Annotated in this window: 15 protein-coding genes; 6 read left to right on the forward strand and 9 right to left on the reverse strand. The window is 57.6% G+C overall.

Going from position 1 to position 18,593, the window contains the following annotated elements:
• Positions 1–2: 2 nt before the first annotated feature.
• The 3 genes from KW846_RS10665 to KW846_RS10675 form a co-directional block, all read right to left on the reverse strand.
• Complete coding sequence (locus KW846_RS10665; protein ID WP_218482193.1) at positions 3–542, reverse strand: DUF1003 domain-containing protein; 540 nt, start codon at positions 540–542, stop codon at positions 3–5.
• Positions 543–629: 87 nt separating this feature from the next.
• A complete protein-coding gene (locus tag KW846_RS10670) occupies positions 630–1,691 on the reverse strand; it encodes a diguanylate cyclase (protein WP_218482194.1) in 1,062 nt (353 codons plus the stop codon).
• 156 nt (positions 1,692–1,847) lie between these two features.
• On the reverse strand, positions 1,848–2,456 hold the full coding sequence (locus KW846_RS10675; RefSeq protein WP_218482195.1) for a TetR/AcrR family transcriptional regulator: 609 nt from the start codon (positions 2,454–2,456) through the stop codon (positions 1,848–1,850).
• Between the two features lie 215 nt (positions 2,457–2,671).
• Here KW846_RS10675 and KW846_RS10680 point away from each other — a divergent pair, with 215 nt between their 5' ends.
• Positions 2,672–3,733 carry an MBL fold metallo-hydrolase gene (locus KW846_RS10680; protein ID WP_218482196.1) on the forward strand — a complete coding sequence of 354 codons (1,062 nt, stop codon included), beginning with the start codon at positions 2,672–2,674 and terminating at the stop codon, positions 3,731–3,733.
• A gap of 141 nt (positions 3,734–3,874) precedes the next feature.
• Here KW846_RS10680 and KW846_RS10685 read toward each other — a convergent pair whose 3' ends face one another.
• Positions 3,875–4,192 carry a hypothetical protein gene (locus KW846_RS10685; protein ID WP_007978167.1) on the reverse strand — a complete coding sequence of 106 codons (318 nt, stop codon included), beginning with the start codon at positions 4,190–4,192 and terminating at the stop codon, positions 3,875–3,877.
• Positions 4,193–4,311: 119 nt separating this feature from the next.
• Complete coding sequence (locus KW846_RS10690) at positions 4,312–5,277, reverse strand: hypothetical protein (RefSeq protein WP_218482197.1); 966 nt, start codon at positions 5,275–5,277, stop codon at positions 4,312–4,314.
• Positions 5,278–5,390: 113 nt separating this feature from the next.
• On the opposite strand from KW846_RS10690, the gene KW846_RS10695 reads away from it, so the two are divergent.
• From KW846_RS10695 to KW846_RS10710, 4 genes are all read left to right on the forward strand, one after another.
• On the forward strand, positions 5,391–7,157 hold the full coding sequence (locus KW846_RS10695; protein WP_218482198.1) for a SulP family inorganic anion transporter: 1,767 nt from the start codon (positions 5,391–5,393) through the stop codon (positions 7,155–7,157).
• Positions 7,158–7,308: 151 nt separating this feature from the next.
• Positions 7,309–10,812, forward strand: a complete 3,504-nt coding sequence (locus KW846_RS10700; RefSeq protein WP_218482199.1) for an alkaline phosphatase family protein — start codon at positions 7,309–7,311, stop codon at positions 10,810–10,812.
• A 416-nt stretch (positions 10,813–11,228) separates the two neighbouring features.
• Entirely contained in the window at positions 11,229–12,806 is a 1,578-nt protein-coding gene (locus KW846_RS10705; RefSeq protein ID WP_218482200.1) for an McrB family protein, read from the forward strand.
• Entirely contained in the window at positions 12,803–14,122 is a 1,320-nt protein-coding gene (locus tag KW846_RS10710; RefSeq protein ID WP_218482201.1) for an McrC family protein, read from the forward strand. Before KW846_RS10705 ends, KW846_RS10710 begins: the two co-directional genes overlap by 4 nt.
• A 45-nt stretch (positions 14,123–14,167) precedes the next feature.
• On the opposite strand, the gene KW846_RS10715 is transcribed toward KW846_RS10710, so the two are convergent.
• From KW846_RS10715 to KW846_RS10730, 4 genes are all read right to left on the reverse strand, one after another.
• A complete protein-coding gene (locus KW846_RS10715) occupies positions 14,168–14,665 on the reverse strand; it encodes a Bro-N domain-containing protein (RefSeq protein WP_218482202.1) in 498 nt (165 codons plus the stop codon).
• Between the two features lie 405 nt (positions 14,666–15,070).
• The gene (locus KW846_RS10720; protein ID WP_007978181.1) at positions 15,071–16,318 is read right to left on the reverse strand and encodes a ribonucleotide-diphosphate reductase subunit beta; all 1,248 of its coding nucleotides are present in this window, start codon (positions 16,316–16,318) and stop codon (positions 15,071–15,073) included.
• 528 nt (positions 16,319–16,846) lie between these two features.
• The gene (locus tag KW846_RS10725) at positions 16,847–17,122 is read right to left on the reverse strand and encodes a hypothetical protein (RefSeq protein ID WP_218482203.1); all 276 of its coding nucleotides are present in this window, start codon (positions 17,120–17,122) and stop codon (positions 16,847–16,849) included.
• Between the two features lie 188 nt (positions 17,123–17,310).
• On the reverse strand, positions 17,311–17,574 hold the full coding sequence (locus KW846_RS10730; RefSeq protein ID WP_218482204.1) for a DUF2790 domain-containing protein: 264 nt from the start codon (positions 17,572–17,574) through the stop codon (positions 17,311–17,313).
• Between the two features lie 924 nt (positions 17,575–18,498).
• On the opposite strand from KW846_RS10730, the gene KW846_RS30395 reads away from it, so the two are divergent.
• Positions 18,499–18,593, forward strand: a 95-nt coding sequence (locus tag KW846_RS30395) for a hypothetical protein (RefSeq protein ID WP_371321739.1), incomplete at its 3' end; no start/stop codon positions are given.

Consider the following 18,593-nt stretch of genomic DNA (forward strand, 5'->3'; position numbering starts at 1 on the left):
GTTCAGGCCTGTGGCTCATCCTTGCGCACGAAGTGTTGATGCATTTCCGAAGTCAGGTTTTCGATGCGCTCGGTGAGGGCCTTGGTCATCTCCGTGAGGCGGGTGTTCTGCTCGAGCAGTTCCAGCAGTTGCGCGGTGTTTTTCGCGGCTTCTGCCTGCCGCTCACTGTTGGCGGTCGCCAGCGCTTCACGGTGCTGTGCATCGGCATCGGATTGGGCTTTGTCGCGTGCGGCCTGACGCGTCTGGGCCAACAGAATCAGTGGCGCGGCATAGGCCGATTGCAGGCTGAACGCCAGGTTGAGCAGGATGAACGGGTACACATCGAAGTGGGTGACACCGAACAGGTTGAGGCACACCCAGACCACCACGATCAGCGTTTGGGCGCCGAGAAAGGTCGGGGTACCGAAGAACCGCGCAAAGGCTTCGGCGCGCAGGGCAAACTTGTCATTGCCAAAGGTCGGCGCCAGATGGGCGTGATGGCGATGGAAACGCAGGTGATCGACGGGGGCGGCGGTGGCGTTGTCTGTTGGCGTGGTGTTCATGGTGCTCTCTGCCTGGCGCTGGGACTGAGGCTCACTATAGCCCTGGCGTCATTCAAGCAGCGTAATCGCCAAGCTATCGCATCATGCTTACGACGTTTCCAGGCTGGTGTTGTTTGTGTTGACACTGACCTTGTTGCGTCCGGTGTTTTTCGCGGTGTACAGGGCTTTGTCCGCGTCATCGAGCCAGGCCGTTGCATCGGTAAACGACGGTTGGTAGGCCGCCAGACCGATACTCAGGCTGACCCGCAGTCCGGGCACTTCCCCATGCCGATAGTCTTGCAACACGCTGCGCAAACGCTCCATCACGTCCACGGCCTGATTCAGCGGCATGTTGGGCAGAATCACGCAAAATTCATCACCGCCATAGCGACCGGCCAGGTCGCTTTCGCGCAGGTTGCATTTGAGCTCGACGCTCAACTGGCGCAGCACGGAGTCACCGATGAGATGACCGTAGGTGTCATTGATGGCTTTGAAATGGTCGATGTCGATCAGTGCAATGACGGCCTGCTCATGACGCTGGCTGCACTCGCGAAACTTCAGGTGCAGCAAGTCCTTCCAGGCACCGTGGTTGAGCAACCCGGTCAAACTGTCGGTGCGGCTCAGGGCGCTCAGGGTGCGTTTATGTTCTGAAAGCTTGATCGCCAATTGGTAGCAGACCATGCCCAACGCCAACGGGTAGAGCGTCAGCATCGGCAAGCACGCCCACACCTGCAATTGCGTGGTCGACAGGGTGTATGCCGCACCGAACAGCGACCAGGAAATCAGCACGCCCGCCGCTTGGCTCAGGCTGCCCAACAGGAACATCCGATGGCCGCCGGCGGCGACATTGTTCATCGCCATCATCGCCAGAATGGTCACGGTGCAAAGTGGATTGAACTGGAACGTCGCGACCCAAAAGCCACCGCACAGCGAATCGTAAAGCAGATTCCGGCGTTCGGCCTTGTAGGGAAAGGCCGAGCGGCTCGACAGTTGATAAGCAAGATGCGGCCAGACAAAACCATTGAGTGCCAACAAAACCCAGACCCAGACCGGCAAGTGCAGCGGATACAGAGCGGCGGCCACACTCAAACTGCCGATGCCCAAGCCAATGGTTCGAGGCATGTAGATGCGTTTGGCAAATGACAAACCCTTGCCGTGTTGTCTATCCATAATTTCCTGCACCAGATTCATTCTGAAACACTTTACTGCATGGGGGCGGAATTACCGCTCATCGGTAAAAGCGGTGCACATTGTCATTTATTCCAGCCGGATTAATCAGTGTCCTTCGAAGCCATTTAATGTCGGCAAGTGCTGTAGATGGCTGGACTAGAGCTGGTAATAGCCCAGGAACATGGCCAGAGCGGAATCCGCCACCGTGTTTTGCTCCTCGGCTGACAAGCTGGGTTGGCCCATGGAAATCTGCGGCCAGAATGCAAAAGACTTGAGCAGGCCATGGATCTGTTGAGCGGCGAATTCAGGCGCCACGGCTTTCAATCGGCCATCGGCCTGTGCGGCCCGAATCCACACCGTCAGCCCTTCTTCGCGTTCGCCCATTCGCGCCACCATATCCTGCGCCCGCTCCGGGGAATGAATGGTCGCTGCTATCGCCACCCGAGCCAGATCGAGAAAATTGTCATCACCCAACATTTGCAGCTTGGCCATCAGCAACACGCGCAATTGGTCGTGCAACGGCAGGTCGGGACGGTAGGCCGTTTCCTGTTCTGCCGTCACCCGGATCCATAGTTGATTGAGGATCTCGGCGAACAACTCTTCCTTGCTGGGAAAGTGGTTGTACACCGTGCGCTTCGACACGCCGGCAGTGGCCGCAATCCTGTCCATGCTGGTGATCTCGAAACCGTTGTTACGGAACTCGATGATCGCGGCTTGAATGATCGCTTGGCGTTTTCGGTCGGTGAGGCGCTGTGGAGCTGTCATAAGTACGCTTCGGCAGGAAGAAAGTGGAAACTACACTCAGCAGTTTACTTGTCATCGACTTTGATGCAACCTAGAAACTACACTGTGCAGTGTAATGTTTTGTTAATCCTGCCCGGTAAAAATAGAAAGTCCGGCTGATGCGTGCGTGCCTTGGCCATTTATCGTCCCAAAGAGGTAAATCGCGTCAAACGCGGTTTTTCTGGAGTCACTCAGTCATGGCCAATTCAAACTCCCCGGCGGACAACGCCTCCACACCTGAAGCGTCCCGACAGGCTCAAGGCCAGTATCAGAACTTCACGCCGGTTCAACGTTTAAGCTTTGGCAAAACCATGGGCATCCTGTGGAACGCGCTGTTCCACAAACCGCAAAACACCCGCCCGAGCGCCCCCGTCCCGGTGCAAGCCCTGACGCAAGCCGCGCTGATCGCAGCGCCGAATCACAGCGTCTATCGCCTGGGTCACTCCACGGTGCTGCTCAAGTTGCGCGACAAATTCTGGATCACCGACCCGGTCTTCGCCGAGCGCGCCTCGCCCGTGCAATGGGCCGGCCCCAAGCGTTTCCACCAGCCACCGATCAGCCTGGAGGAATTGCCGCCGATCGAAGCGGTAATCCTGTCCCACGACCACTACGATCACCTGGATCATGCGGCTGTGTTGAAACTCGCGGACAAGACCAAACACTTCCTGGCCCCGCTGGGCGTAGGCGACACCTTGATCAAGTGGGGCATCGACTCCAGCAAAGTCCGCCAACTGGATTGGTGGCAAGGCACGGAAGTCGATGGCGTCCAGTTCATCGCCACCCCATCGCAACACTTCTCCGGCCGTGGCCTGTTCGACAGCAACAGCACCCTCTGGGCCTCGTGGGTGATGATCGACGCTGACACGCGCATTTTCTTCAGTGGCGACAGCGGCTACTTCGACGGCTTCAAACGCATCGGCGAACAGTACGGCCCATTCGACCTGACCCTGATGGAAACCGGTGCCTACAACGTCGACTGGCCGCACGTGCACATGCAACCCGAACAAACCCTGCAAGCTCACCTCGACCTCAAAGGCCGCTGGCTACTGCCGATCCACAACGGCACCTTCGACCTGTCGATGCACGCCTGGTACGAGCCCTTCGACCGCATCCTGGCCCTGGCCTGGGAACGCAATGTATCGATCACCACTCCGCAGATGGGAGAGGCGTTCAATCTGATGCATCCGCAGCGTGGTGGTGCGTGGTGGCTGGCGGTGGAAGGGGAGAGTGAGCAAGTGGTGGTGCAGAACGCCCTGTAGGAGCGAGCTTGCTCCGGGCGGCGATCCGACGATGGACTCAAGGACACCGCGGTTATCCAGGATTTGCGCGTTATCGTTAACGTCCATCGCGAGCAGGCTCGCTCCTACAGGGGGGCATTTATGGTCAATCGATGAATTGGCTCACTCCACCATCGCAAAATCCGCCCGTCCGACCGGATTCGGCGTCGACCCTTTCACATTCATCCCTCGACCCGGCGCAAACCCGGGGAAGAACACCAACCCTTCTGATTCGAACCGATAGGCCAGCGCCAGGCGCGTGACATCCAGCACCTCCTGGCGCGCCTCGAAGCGTTGAATGGCCTCCACCGAGACCCGGGACTCGCGCGATAGCTCTTCCACACTCCAGCCCAGCATCGCTCGGGCCTGGGCGCAGTGGGCCGGGGTGAATTGGAAGAGGGCGATACGTTCCAGGGTGATTTTCATCGCTTGAGAGGCCATGGTGTTCTCCGGGCTCGAGAGTGTTGGTCAAAATATACTGTGTTTTTGTACAGTTGTTTTGAGCCCGGATCAAACGCAATTTTTGATTATTCTTTTCAGACAGACGAACGGCACTGCACTTATTTGTCCGCCAACCCCGGCGCTTCCCGCACGATAAAGTGATCCAGATTCTCGATGTTGGCGCTGAACACCCCGAACGTCTGCTCGGGGTTTTTCTTGCTCGGCACCTGCTTCAGCTCGGGCGTCACGCCATAAAAGAAGCAGTACAATTCCCGCCCGCTCTCGATGGCGTGCTTGATCTCCTCGAGGAACGCCTTGCGCTTGCGGTAGCTGTCGATGAGCTTTTTGCTCAGGTAGACATTGACCGAGTAAGGCCTCTTTTCGAACCAGACCTTCTTCTCGAAATCGATGCGAAAACTCTGGGTGTAGTCTTTGATCTCCTTGACCTTGCCCCAGTAAATCAGCCCCTTGTTGTCCTGCAGGTATTCGATCTTCTTGAAAAACGAGCCATAAGGCGCAGTGTGTTCGCCAATCTTCAGCGGCACGCGCTTGAGCAAATCCTTGTCGTCGAAGTTCGACACGAAACACTCCACCGGATGGGCGAAGACGCTGGTCTTGTCCGGGGCCGATTCCCGGCCCGGTTGCTCGAAGTTACGGGTCACCGAAGGCATTGGCGACTCGTCCCGCCCCCCGTCCGCCGCGACCTTCGGGTTGGACGGTTTACGCACATATTCACGCCGAGTCAGTAACAATTCCGACGGGAAGTTTTCCTCGCGGCTGTCATCCGTTTCTGACTCATCCACACCCGACGCCGGCGCCTTCAGGCTGACATAGGGGCAGCCCTCGACATGCCGCGTACTCGGCAAGTTCTTGAAGTGCGGGGTGCGCACGTAATTCACATTCTTGGCGTTGAACGTGCCCAGCTCGTTGGCTGCATCGAACGCCAGGCGACAGGCATCGTTGGGGCACTGGAAGTGTTCCCGGGCGGAGTCGAAATCCATCGTCTCGTCGAAATTCAGGTCCCGAACGTCGTAGATCGACAACTTGTCGTTGAGGCTGAGGCAGTAGGCGAGGTCGAATTTCATGTCGGCTTCCAAGTCCTTTAGGTGAACAGCTTCCAGTGATGGCGCATTCGAAGCAATAGCTACACTGAGATCACTTCGATATCGCCGAGTCTGTCCATTAAAGAGGGCGATTCATGAGCCATCCAGATACTTCGCCTCCTCACCCGGAGCCTGGCCGCATAGCCCGCCGGGACGAACAGACCGGATGGCGCCGCTGGCTGCCGGGATTGGGCGTGCTGCGCGAATACCAATGGGCGTGGTTGCGTGACGACATCGTGGCCGGCCTGGTGCTGACCACGATGCTGGTGCCCGTTGGTATCGCCTACGCGGTGGCCTCGGGCGTGCCCGGCATTTATGGCCTCTACGCGACCATCGTTCCGCTGCTGTTCTATGCCCTGTTCGGCCCCAGCCGGATTCTGGTGATGGGGCCGGATTCCTCCCTGGTGGCCGTCATCCTGGCCGTCATCATTCCACTCTCCGGCGGCGACCCGCAGCGTGCCGTCGCCCTGGCGGGGATGATGGCGATCGTCTCGGGAGCGGTGTGCATCCTGGCCGGTATGGCGCGCTTGGGGTTTATCACCGAGCTGCTCTCCAAACCGATTCGCTACGGCTACATGAACGGCATCGCACTGACCGTATTGATCAGCCAGTTGCCCAAGCTGTTCGGTTTTTCCATTGAGTCCGACGGCCCATTGAGCAACATAGGGGCCATCGCCTCGGCGCTGATGGAGGGCAAGGTCAACTGGACCACCTTCACCGTAGGCGGGCTCACCCTGGCGGTGATCCTGCTCCTCAAAAGATGGCCGCGACTGCCGGGCATCCTGATCGCCGTGGTCGGCGCGACGGTCGCCGTGGGTGCCCTCGACCTGGCGACACGCGCCGGTGTGTCGGTCCTCGGTTCGCTCCCCCAAGGCTTGCCCGGGTTCGCCATCCCCTGGATCACCACCGCCGACATCGTCCCGGTGGTGATCGGCGGGTGCGCCGTCGCACTGGTCTCGTTCGCCGACACCAGCGTGCTCTCTCGTGTCTATGCGGCGCGGACCCGAACCTACGTCAACCCGAACCAGGAAATGGTCGGCCTCGGCATCGCCAACCTGGCGGCCGGTTTTTTCCAGGGCTTCCCGATCAGCAGCAGCTCGTCGCGTACGCCCGTGGCTGAAGCCGCCGGCGCCAAAACCCAAATGACCGGCGTCGTCGGCGCACTCGCGGTTGCCTTGCTGCTGGTGGTGGCACCGGACCTGCTGCAACATCTACCGTCCAGCGCCCTGGCGGCGGTCGTGATCGCCTCGGCCATCGGCCTGATCGAAATCACCGACCTGCGCCGGATCTATCGCATCCAGCGCTGGGAATGCTGGCTATCGATTGTCTGCACCGTCGGCGTGGCCGTGTTCGGCGCGATCGAGGGCATCGGCCTGGCCATCGTGATCGCGATCATCGAATTCCTCTGGGACGCCTGGCGCCCGTACTCCGCCGTATTGGGCCGCGCCGACGGGGTCAAGGGCTACCACGACATCAAACGCTACCCCGACGCGTCCCTGATCCCCGGCCTGGTCCTGTTCCGCTGGGATGCCCCCTTGTTCTTCGCCAACGCCGAACTGTTCAGCGACCGCGTGCTGGACGCCGTCGCGGAATCGCCCACCCCCGTGCGCTGGCTGGTGGTCGCCGCAGAACCGGTCACCAGCGTCGACGTGACCTCCGCCGACATGCTCGCCGAACTGGACGACACCCTGCACGCGGCGGGAATCGAGTTGTGCTTTGCCGAGATGAAGGATCCGGTGAAGGACAAGCTGAAGCGGTTTGGGTTGTTTGCACGGTTGGGGGAGACGGCGTTTTTTCCTACGATTGGGACGGCGGTGGATAGTTATGTCGCGATGTATTCGGTGGATTGGCTGAAAGGATAGGTGCTCTCGCCATTGGACAAGCCCCCATCGCCTGACTAGCGTTGTCTGGCAGATCGAATCGCCGCATCCCTCATATTGTCCAGCCATCCAAGCCTTGATTGTCGTGAAACCCGAGAGGTCGAAATCGAGACTTCACATCAAGGAGCGCACCATGCCGAACAACTGGCCCGACGGAATTGAGCACGTTGTCGTGTTGATGATGGAAAACCGATCATTCGATCATTTACTGGGGGATTACACCCGTATCAACCCTGCGTGTGACGGTATCAATCGCAACGCGCCCAGCACCAATCCGCTGAAGCTGGCCAATGGCAATTCGACGGTGATTACCCAGGCGTCGGAGTTCCCGGAAAACTACAACTTGTGGGCGCCGCCGCCCCCTCTGCCTCCGGCGCTACCACCGAGCAACAGTGAGGGTTTCGACCTTGGCCATGAGTTTGTCAACGTAGAGACGCAGCTGGGCGTCTCCTTCAAGACCAGCCCGGCCAATCCCAAGCTCGATGGTTTTGCCCAAGACGCCTACGACAAGGCCCGCAAGGACCTGAAGGTGTACAAAACCTGGTCGCAATCCATGGCCCAACGGGCGATGAACTACATCCCGTTCGGCGCTAAGCCGGCCGACGATACGCTACCGGCCATCCACGGATTGGCGCGCAATTTCACCGTGTGTGATCGCTGGTTTTCCTCGGTGCCAGGCCCGACCTGGCCGAACCGTTTTTTCGCCATGCTTGGCAGTTGCAATGGCCACTTGCTGATGCCCTCGACCGGCACGGTGCTGGCCGGCATCAAAAGCCTGATCGCACAGTTCGGCGGCGAGAGTATTTTTTCGCTGCTGCGCAACAACGGCCACGACGCGCGCATTTACTCCGACGGTGCGGTTCCGCTGGCGGCGCTGGTCAAGGGCGGTTTGCAGCACCTGAGCATCGAGGCCTTCAAGTCGGACGTCGCCGCTGACACACTCCCCGAACTGTCCTGGATCGAGCCGAGCTATGGCCTGCTCAACGGTAAACTCGGGCCAAACGTGTCCCATCATCCACCGGAGGACCTGCGCTTTGGCGATCAGTTTGTCGGTGAGGTGTTCAACGCCTTGTCGGCCAACACCACTGTCTGGAACAAAACCCTGTTCGTGCTGCTGTACGACGAACACGGCGGTTTCCATGACCACGTGGTGCCGCCGACTTGCGTGGCGACCGGTTCAACGGTCGATGTGCCTTGGAAAAATCCCTTCACCCGACTCGGCGTTCGTGTCCCGGCGATCCTCGCTTCGCCGTGGCTCAAGCCCGGCTTGATTCCCTGGACGGGCAACGTCCAGGCGCAGCATTACGATCACACCAGCCTGCTGGCGTTTCTTTGCGATCACTTCAAATTGCCACGCAGTGCCCTCGGCCCACGGGTGATCGCGGCGCAGCACTTCGGCAATGCGCCCATCTGGCGAGCTGCACCGGGCGTAACGGCTGCGCCGACATTGGCGGCCACCGTGGTGCCAAGTCGTGCCGGGTTGCCATTGATCGAGTCCGAACTGGCGACCCAAAGTCGGCAGGTGGTGGACAGCGTCACCGGTTACCTCGACGGCCTCGATCCAGAGCAGATCTGGAAGAGCAGCGCCCAATGGGTCAGCGGCTTTCTCGGCAACCGCAGCCGAGCCTTGGCTGATCCGGCTCAGGCCGCGCTGACGCCCGCCGCCCCCAGTGCCGACAGCCTGGAGGCGAAACTGCGGCGCCTGCAGGATTTGATGGTTACCGCCCAAGGGCAAGCGGTTCCACCAGTTGCGGCGCCTGCCAGTAAAGCCTTGGCAGAACCAGAGTCGGAAGTCGCGCCCACGCGGCTGCGCATCCTGTGCCTGCCCGGAGTGGGGTTCAGCCGGGCAACGGGCGGGCAGGGTGGCATCGATGCGAACTGGCAGGAGCAATGGCGCACATTGATCCGCAATCAACTGGCGCAGAACGGTCGGCTCATCGATGACCAGGACATCGAATTTCTGTCTTTCGATGATCAACTCAAGGACGGGCCGGACTTCGCCCAGATCACCCGAGGCCTGGCGATGCTGAGGGCCGACGCAAGCGGCAAGGCCGACGAGAATTTCGGCAGTTGGGGCCTGCCGGTCAATCAGATGTTGCGCACCACGGTGGGCGCCATCGTGCAGTGGATCGAAGACGCCGAGTTGCGCACGGCGTTGACTCAACATCTGCTGGCGAAGATCGAGGCATTCAATCCGCAGATCATCTTCGCCCAAGGCCTGGGCAGCCTGATCGGCTACGACGCCCTGCGCCGGTCAGTGGTGAAAAAAGGTTCGGCACTCAAGCGCATCGATGGCCGCGTATTCGTCAGCTTCGGTTCACCGATCGCACTGCCGCTGGTGATGCGCGAAGTGTGGGGCGGGCGGGTCCTGCGCCTGAGCGAAAACGGCCGAGGTATCCGCCGCTGGTTCCACCTCTACAACCCCAACGACGGCTTGCTGAGCCGGCCGATCACCTCGCCGGATTCGGCGCGGGTCGACCTGCAAACCGAGTTCAGCGTGCCACTGCGGGATGACCTGCTGGACCTTAATCACGCCGCCCAGGCTTACTTGTCGTCAGCCACCAGCCAGACCGGCCTGTGGCCACAACTGGCCCGCGACGTGGTGGCCGCGCGCGCACTGGAAGTGCCGGCGTTCCTGTCCCGCAGCGGCCAACGTAAACGTCGCGCCCTGGTGGTCGGCATCAACGATTACCTCGACCCGAGCGCACGCCTCGACGGCTGCATCAACGACACCTACCTGATCAGCCGCATGCTCCAGGAAAGCGGTTACGACGCCGGCGACATCCGCTTGCTGCACGACGCCCGAGCGACCCGGGCCAACTTCGTCGAGCGCCTCGAATGGCTGGTGGAAGGCGCCCGCGCCGGCGACGAGCGCGTGTTGTTCTACTCCGGCCACGGCACCCAGTTGCCGGTGTACAGCAGCAGCGGCGAAGCCGACTGCATGGACGAAACCCTGGTGCTCCACGACTTCGACTGGGACGACGAAAGCACCCACTTCACCGACAAACTGTTCCGCCAGTTCTACAGCCACCTGCCCTTCGACCCGGACGGCCACGGCGCCAAACTCACCGTCCTGTTCGACTGCTGCTACGCCGGCGGCATGACCCGCGGCAACGGCCGCGTGCGCGGCATCACCCCACCCAGCGACATCCGCCACCGCATGCTGCGCTGGGACCCCTACGCCGGCGACTGGGACCGCCGCGTCTACGCCGTCGACACCGACCGCCGCGACTTCAGCGAACAAGACAACAAAACCCGCGGCCTCACCCGCACACGCACCACCCAAGGCGCCGCCACCGGCCTGCGCCCCGAGAAAAAAGCCCAACTGCTGCGCCAGGGCAAACTCTACGGCCACCATGGGCCTTACATGCCCCTGATGCTCTATGCCGCGCGGGAGAACGAAAAAGCCAACGAATACGAGGTCGGCTCCAACAGCTATGGCGCCTTTACCTACGCCCTGGTCGAACAACTGCGCAAATTGCATCAGGAGGATGCGACGTTGGGGTTTGATCAGTTGATTGAACGGGTGGGGAGTGTGTTGAGCGCCAGGTCGTTGGGGCAGACGCCGGAGATTGTCGGGCCGAGCGGGGTGAGGGCGGCGGTGTGCCCGTGGCGGATTAGTGGGTTGGGGAAATGATGCTTTAGCGGTATCGCGGGCAAAGTAAAGGGCCGCAGGAAAATCCAGCGGCCCTGATAACACCAACGTCCCCAAGCCAGCCGCCGAACCCCTGTGGGAGCGAGCTTGCTCGCGATGGCGTAGGTGAATATGTCGCATAAACAAAGTCCGCCACCGGAATCCCGGATTGGAGTTCGCTCCGTAGAACGACTGTTTGATGATCGGCGGTCGAATGCTTCCAATTTCCGCAGCAGATTTGCCTCTCTGTACTGCTTTACCCGTGATGGCAATGTAGTTACCGTTGTAGGATTAATCTCCTGCGGCTGTAGCCTGTTTCCATGGTCGGGTTTTGATTTCTGTAACCTTCTACCGACTTTGATCGAGCCGCTACCACGCGATGCCCATTTTTTGCTCATGTAGCCAAGGAAAGCGACTCGATGACCTCGCCTGCACTCAACCAGATCTTGTTTGGCCCCCCGGGTACCGGGAAGACTTTCTCCACCATCGAGGCAGCGCTGGAAATCCTTGCCCCTGAGTTTCTTCATACCAACAACGAAAATCGGGCTGCGCTGAAGAAGCGCTTCGATGAGTTAGCCACAGACGGATATATCGAGTTCGTCACGTTTCATCAAAGCTTCAGCTACGAAGACTTCGTTGAAGGCCTACGCGCGGAAAGCGGAGACGACGGGCAATTGCGATATAACGTTGTTGATGGTGTGTTCAAAAGATTATGTAGCACTGCCAAAGTGACCCAACAAGCGCCCGCAGCGGAAGTGAGCCATGGCGGTCTCTTTACTAAGGGCGAAACCTTTGGTTCCGGATACCTAGTCACAAGTTCATCCACAGAATTGCTCAACTTGGTTAAGCCCAACGGTAAAGAGTTGCCGGTTGGCATGAACATGCTTAACACGCTTGCTGAATATGTGCGCGCAGGACGTTTAACTGTCGCAGATATTCGCAACAAGCAGGTTTTTGACAAGGTGCCAGAGACTATGCTGGAGCCGTATCTCATTAATGGCTACAACAATATTTTGCCGCTTTTGGTGGCGCGCATATTGGATGGGCGATCCAAAGTCGCCGAGGTTGAGCCAAAAAACCAACCTTACAATGCTCATGTACTCATCATCGATGAAATAAATCGCGGCAATATTTCTCGGATCTTCGGTGAACTGATCACGCTAATCGAACCGTCTAAGCGTGCCGGGGCAGACGAGGCTTTGAAAGTGACACTGCCGTATTCGAAGAAGCATTTCAGTGTACCGAACAATGTCTATCTCATTGGCACGATGAACACTGCTGATCGTTCGTTGGCCGGTCTAGATATCGCTTTACGTCGTCGCTTTACTTTCCGCGAAATGCTGCCTAAGCCTGAGTTGTTGAAAGACATTGCCGTGGGTGAGCTCAATATTGCCAAGCTCCTGAGAGTGATGAATCAGCGAATCGAAATGCTGCTAGATCGTGATCATTGTCTGGGGCACGCTTATTTTATGCCGCTAGATAGCGACCCTACGTTGGAGCGATTGGGTCAGATCTTTCGTGAACAAGTTCTCCCGCTGCTGCAAGAGTACTTTTTTGAAGATTGGCAGCGAATTCAATGGGTGCTCAACGATCATCGTAAAGCCGCAGAGAATTGCTTTATCGAACAGCCACCATTCAAGCCTGATTCGTTGTTTGGCGATCAAGTGGTGCTCAGTAACCAAAATAACCAATGGATGATCAATGAAGAGGCCTTTGCTCGGATCGAGTCCTACTGGGGCGTCATTGATCACCAAGCTGTGCTTCCAAAGCTGCAAGACGCTATCGAAGCTGAAAAAGGCGATATCCAGGTTCGTCAGCTTGAAAGTGGTTCAATCGAAGTTCTACAGGCGGGAAAGATCGTCCGTCCCTCTCGGCCTATATTGCGTGAGCTTGCGGCAGAACATGGCCTAACAACACACCATTCAAGCGGTCGTGAGTTTAATACGCGCCATCTTGGTGTAGCAGTTATCCGAGCATTGAAAGGCGTGACGGCGTGAAACCCATTGTCACGGTTCGCGAATACGCGAGGCTGACGACAGATAACGTCGCTGTGCCGACGTTAGATCTTGCTCAGGTATCGGTTTCAGCCTTTGACTGGTTGTGCAGATTAAGTGCTTTCTTCAGCAAGGCGGGGGCGGGGTTGGTCCAACTCGAAAACCGTTGTTTGCTCAAGCTCGACAACTACGTCGGCGTATTGGAAACACCCTGTGGTACGCGCCTTGAAATTCTTCCCAAGCATTTCGAACGCGAGGATTGCATCAAGCAGAGCAGAGCGTTGCTGAGGCGCATGATCCAATCTTCCCTAGATTTACCCACCCGTGAAGTCGGTACCGCGGATCTTCAGAGTTTCGATGCGCCATTGAGTGAATGGGTCATGGGCCGATTCTTACTGGCTCTGGATCACTTGATCAATCGAGGCCTACGCTTTGACTACCAGCGAGTGGAGGAGGAGCAGCGATTTCTTCGTGGTCAGTTAGATGTGGTCAGGCAAATGCGGCAACCCCCTGGTCGACAGCACCATTTCCAGATACGACATGATATTTATTTGCCCGACCGGCCAGAGAATCGCTTAATCAAATTCGCGTTAGATCAGGTCTGCAAAGCAACAAAGGATGCTGGTAACTGGCGACTGGCTCACGAGTTAAGAACCGTGTTGTTAGAGGTGTCTACAAGCCGCAACGTGCATCAGGATTTCAAACTATGGAGTAACGAGCGACTGATGGCGCACTACGTACCGGTGAAACCATGGTGCGAGCTGATCCTCAAACAACAGATGCCTTTAGCAGTCGCTGGGGATTGGCATGGCATGAGCTTGTTATTCCCTATGGAAAAGCTATTTGAGCGTTATGTAGCTGCGAGCCTAAGTAGGGATCTGCTGCACGATGCGCGACTGCTGACCCAAACCCGCAGTGAACACCTGTGTAAGCATAAGGATGAAAACTTCTTTCAGCTGCGGCCGGACCTGATGATCCACCATCAGCAGAAAAGCTGGGTGCTCGACACAAAGTGGAAGCGGCTGAGCTCATCGGGAGAGTATAAAAACTACGGATTGAAGCAATCAGATTTTTATCAGTTGTTCGCCTATGGCCATAAGTATCTATCGGGTGATGGGGAGTTGGTGCTGATCTACCCAAGACAAGCTGCGTTTGATGCTCCATTGCAGGTGTTCGAGTTCGCGCCACAACTTAAGCTCTGGGTGCTGCCATTTGATTTGGAGCAGGGCATCTTGATGGGTGGGCCTGAGGGGTTGCCGCTGAAATCTCAGTGGTTACAGACGGCCAGTGGTGAGTCGATCGGATGTTTGGCGGGCTAAGTCAATATAGGGTGCAGAAGGTTGCACCCTTTTTGCGACAACCTGTTAAAACAGAAAAAACTGCGAAACCTTCCGCCACCAAGACGTTTGCCGCTGACCTGGCAGTAAACAAGGCATATCTCGTAACCGAATCCACGGTTCATCCCGCCAGTGCAGCAGGCTCAGCGACATCTCCGGCCAATCCAACAAACTCAACATCGGCCGATCCGAATTGTCCGGCTGCTCCGCATCACGTAAGGCCGGCACCACTTGATGGGTGATCCACTCTCGCAGCAAGCGATTTCCTGGTGCGTAGTGATAGACCAGCAGCGCATAGACACCGGACTCACTGAGCATCAGCTGTTTTTCGGGTTGCCGGTAATACTCAATCCACAACGGGCGGTGTTGGTCCTTGTCCAGTTTGTTGACCATGCGTTCACTCAGATGGAAACCCATCAAGCGGCCGATATCGCGGGCGCAGAACCATGGTTGGTTTTCCCGGAGGAGAGCATGGAGAGGGAGATTGTGGCGGGTGAAGACTGTTACAGAACAGAGATCAGACATGGCTGATCTCCATGGTTCGGAGAGTGACGAGAAGGTTGTGTTCAGGCATATCCATTACCTCTACGTTTGGACTTTTGCGGGCCTGACCCAACGTAGAGTGGACATAAGAAGCTCCAACGAGCAAAAGCCTCACACAGCCGTACGATTAATCACCAAGGGTGACTGCTCGTCTGTGTAATTGGCTAGCTTTCTACGTTGGGCGTTTCTTAGGCACCTGCAGTAGAGCTTAGGGCCGCATTGAATGGCCCTCAATACAGACGGTGCTGGAATACATGTAGGAGGTTTAACTACTACTGAGATTGCGAGTAAGAGTTTTCCTACCCCACAAAAAAGCCCCGATCAGATCGGGGCTTTCAGATGTTCGATTTGTCGATTCAAGTCGTCAAATCGCGGCTAGCTTGGGAATCAATCCCAGCTAAGCGCACCACCGGTTTGGTATTCAATCACGCGAGTCTCAAAGAAGTTCTTCTCCTTCTTCAAGTCCATAATCTCGCTCATCCAAGGGAACGGGTTAGTGGTTCCTGGATACTCTTCTTTAAGGCCGATCTGCGACAGACGACGGTTAGCGATGAACTTCAGGTAGTCCTCCATCATCGCCGCATTCATACCCAATACCCCACGAGGCATGGTATCCCGCGCGTATTCAATCTCCAGCTGAGTGCCCTGCAGAATCATCTGCGAAGCTTCTTCCTTCATTTCAGCATCCCACAAGTGCGGGTTTTCGATTTTGATCTGGTTGATCACGTCGATGCCGAAGTTCAGGTGCATGGATTCGTCGCGCAGGATGTATTGGAACTGCTCGGCGACGCCGGTCATTTTGTTGCGGCGGCCCATGGAGAGGATCTGGGTGAAGCCGCAGTAGAAGAAGATGCCTTCCAGGACGCAGTAGTAGGCGATCAGGTTGCGCAGCAACTCTTTGTCGGTTTCGACGGTGCCGGTTTCGAACTTCGGATCGGAGATCGAGCGGGTGTATTTCAGGCCCCAGGTGGCTTTTTTCGCGACCGATGGGATCTCGTGGTACATGTTGAAGATTTCGCCTTCATCCATGGCCAGCGATTCGATGCAGTACTGGTAGGCGTGGGTGTGGATCGCCTCTTCGAAGGCCTGGCGCAGGATGTACTGGCGGCATTCCGGGTTGGTGATCAGGCGGTACACGGCCAGGACCAGGTTGTTGGCAACCAGGGAGTCGGCGGTGGAGAAGAAGCCGAGGTTGCGCATCACGATGCGGCGCTCGTCGTCGGTCAGGCCTTCCGGGTTTTTCCAGAGGGCGATGTCGGCGGTCATGTTGACTTCTTGCGGCATCCAGTGGTTTGCGCAGCCGTCCAGGTACTTCTGCCAGGCCCAGTCGTACTTGAAAGGTACGAGTTGGTTGAGGTCGGCGCGGCAGTTGATCATGCGCTTTTCGTCAACGGCGACACGGGCGGAGGCGCCTTCGAGTTCGGCGAGGCCTTCGGCGACGTCGAGGGAATCCAGGGCAGCTTTGGCGCGGGCAACGGCGGCGGAGTCAGCGGCGGTCACGGCACGGGCTTCCAGGGCGGCGGCACCGCCGGCGCTGTCGAGACGGTCCATGTTGGCTTCGGTGGCGTGGCCAGCGTTGGCGCTCTTGACTGCTACTTCCGTGTCTTCTTTGTCGAATTCGTCCCAGCTCAGCATGACGTGTCGTCTCCTGCGTGAGGGCCAGAGTGCCCGTGTGAAAATGGATAGGTTGGTTTTTTCACACGGCCTTACTGGCCGCGTTGGATCTAAAGGAATCGTTTTTTGCAGCAGCTATACGCAGGCATCAAACAGAATTTTGTACGGGGTTCCGAGAGCCACTGATGGGCGCAGCAAGCGGCAGGCGCCTGTGCGGGGCTTCAGACTGGCTTTTCATCCCTGTAAGGGGATATTGCAGGCCCGTTTAAGGCCGCATTATAGGGAAGTTTTGCGTGCTGTGGTGCGGCGAAATGGCTCACGGATCGGTCGACGGGGGCCGTATTTCGGTCGGAGCGAGGGTTTACAGGGCTTTGAAGGGCATTGGCAGGGGAAGATTTTTTTTCCTGATTTTTTGCCCCGGGAATTTTTTGTACAAGAAATAACCAAAAAAGGCTTTTTTCACTACATCTTGTGTTTCTGTGGGGTTTTCTCAGGTTCCAGACACAACTAAGCCCGACCGAAGTCGGGCTGTGAAGTCACGCGGGTGGATCAGCTCAGGCGACCTGCACCGACATGGTCGGCACCATCGGCGGCGAGGCGGGCGGCGCCGGTGTGGTCAGCGCCGTCGGAAGCCAGTTTGCCGGCACCTACATGGTCGGCGCCATCGGCGGCAAAAGAGGCTGAACCGGTGTGGTCGTAACCGTCGGAAGCGACAGCCGCTTCAGTGGTGTAGGCGGCCGAGCCGGTGCGGTCGTAACCATCGGCGGCGAAGGTGTGGGCAGCCAGGACGGAGAGGGTCAGGGCGAGGATCAGTTGGGTTTTCATGGTCAGTGCTCCGGATTCGTGGGCGTTGTTTGTCTTGGGTTGAACTTGATGCTACGCCGATTAATTCGATTAAAAAGCGCAAATAAATGCTTAAAGCAATCGAATTAATCGATTATTAAGGTTCGGCGCTTCATCTGCCTGATCGTGGCGGGTGGGTCGAACCTTATTGGGGGAGGGTGAAGCAGGGGTCAGCCGTTAGAGCAACCGTTGCCCATCGCGCTGTAACGCAGGATATGCCGTTGACCGTTGGAATCTTCGTATTCCATTTTCATGGGGACAACTTCACAAACATTCGGTGTTTCGCTCATCGAGATCACTTTGGCGATGTCCAGATTCATCGAGTAAGTGTATTCCTCAATAGGCGGTTGTTGCTGCGCGACATCAGTCGGGGCCTCGCTTGCCATGGCGGTTACGCACACGCTGCCGAGGGCCAGAACCAATAAAGCTTTCATTTGAGTTTTACCTTTCTAAGGTCGAGAGGGGGCACGCAATCCTTTTGAGATTGCGTGTGGAGCTTCAGTACCTGGGTGTTTGATTAACTGCCTTCGTGGGGGCTGTAACTTGGTTAATCAGGTTGCCTTGTTGGCGTGGCAGATTTTAGGGGGGACGGATACGTTCATATAGACGTGGTTTTGATAAACACCTTTGACAGATCCTGTAACAATCCATGAATAGCCTGTTCTTTTGTAGGAGCGAGCCTGCTCGCGATGAGCCAGAGAGCTCTGCGGGGTGTCAGATTGGGCGTGTTATCGTTGACGACCATCGCGAGCGAGCTCGCTCCCACAGGTACCGCTTTTGTAGGAGCGAGCCTGCTCGCGATGAGCCAGAGAACACCGCGGGGTGTCAGATTGGGCGCGTTATCGTTGACGACCATCGCGAGCAGGCTCGCACACAGGTACCGCTTTTGTAGGAGCGAGCCTGCTCGCGATGAGTCAGAGAACACCGCGGGGTGTCAGATTGGGCGCGTTATCGTTGACGACCATCGCGAGCGAGCTCGCTCCTACAGGTACCGCTTTTGTAGGAGCGAGCCTGCTCGCGATGAGCCAGAGAACACCGCGGGGTGTCAGATTGGGCGCGTTATCGTTGACGACCATCTCGAGCAGGCTCGCTCCCACAGGTACCGCTTTTGTAGGAGCAAGCTTGCTCGCGATGAGCCAGAGAGCACCGCGGGGTGTCAGATTGGGCGCGTTATCGTTGACGACCATCGCGATCGAGCTCGCTCCTACAGGTGTTGTCTGATGCCCGGGCAGCGCGGGCGCGAGGGTATTCACGACATTTTGTGTGGGCTTGTTACTACCATCGTCGAATGGTTCTATAGGCCCGGCCCGGCTACAACAGGGTCATACAAAAACAACTATTCCACCGAGGTAAGAAAGATGAGTGCGGCTTCCCTGTATCCCGTTCGTCCCGAGGTTCTGGCCAACACCCTGACCGACGAGGCGACCTACAAGGCCATGTACCAGCAGTCGGT

Origin of the sequence: Pseudomonas sp. PDM32 (assembly GCF_019219225.1) — a bacterium.
GTDB classification, from domain to species: domain Bacteria; phylum Pseudomonadota; class Gammaproteobacteria; order Pseudomonadales; family Pseudomonadaceae; genus Aquipseudomonas; species Aquipseudomonas laurylsulfatiphila.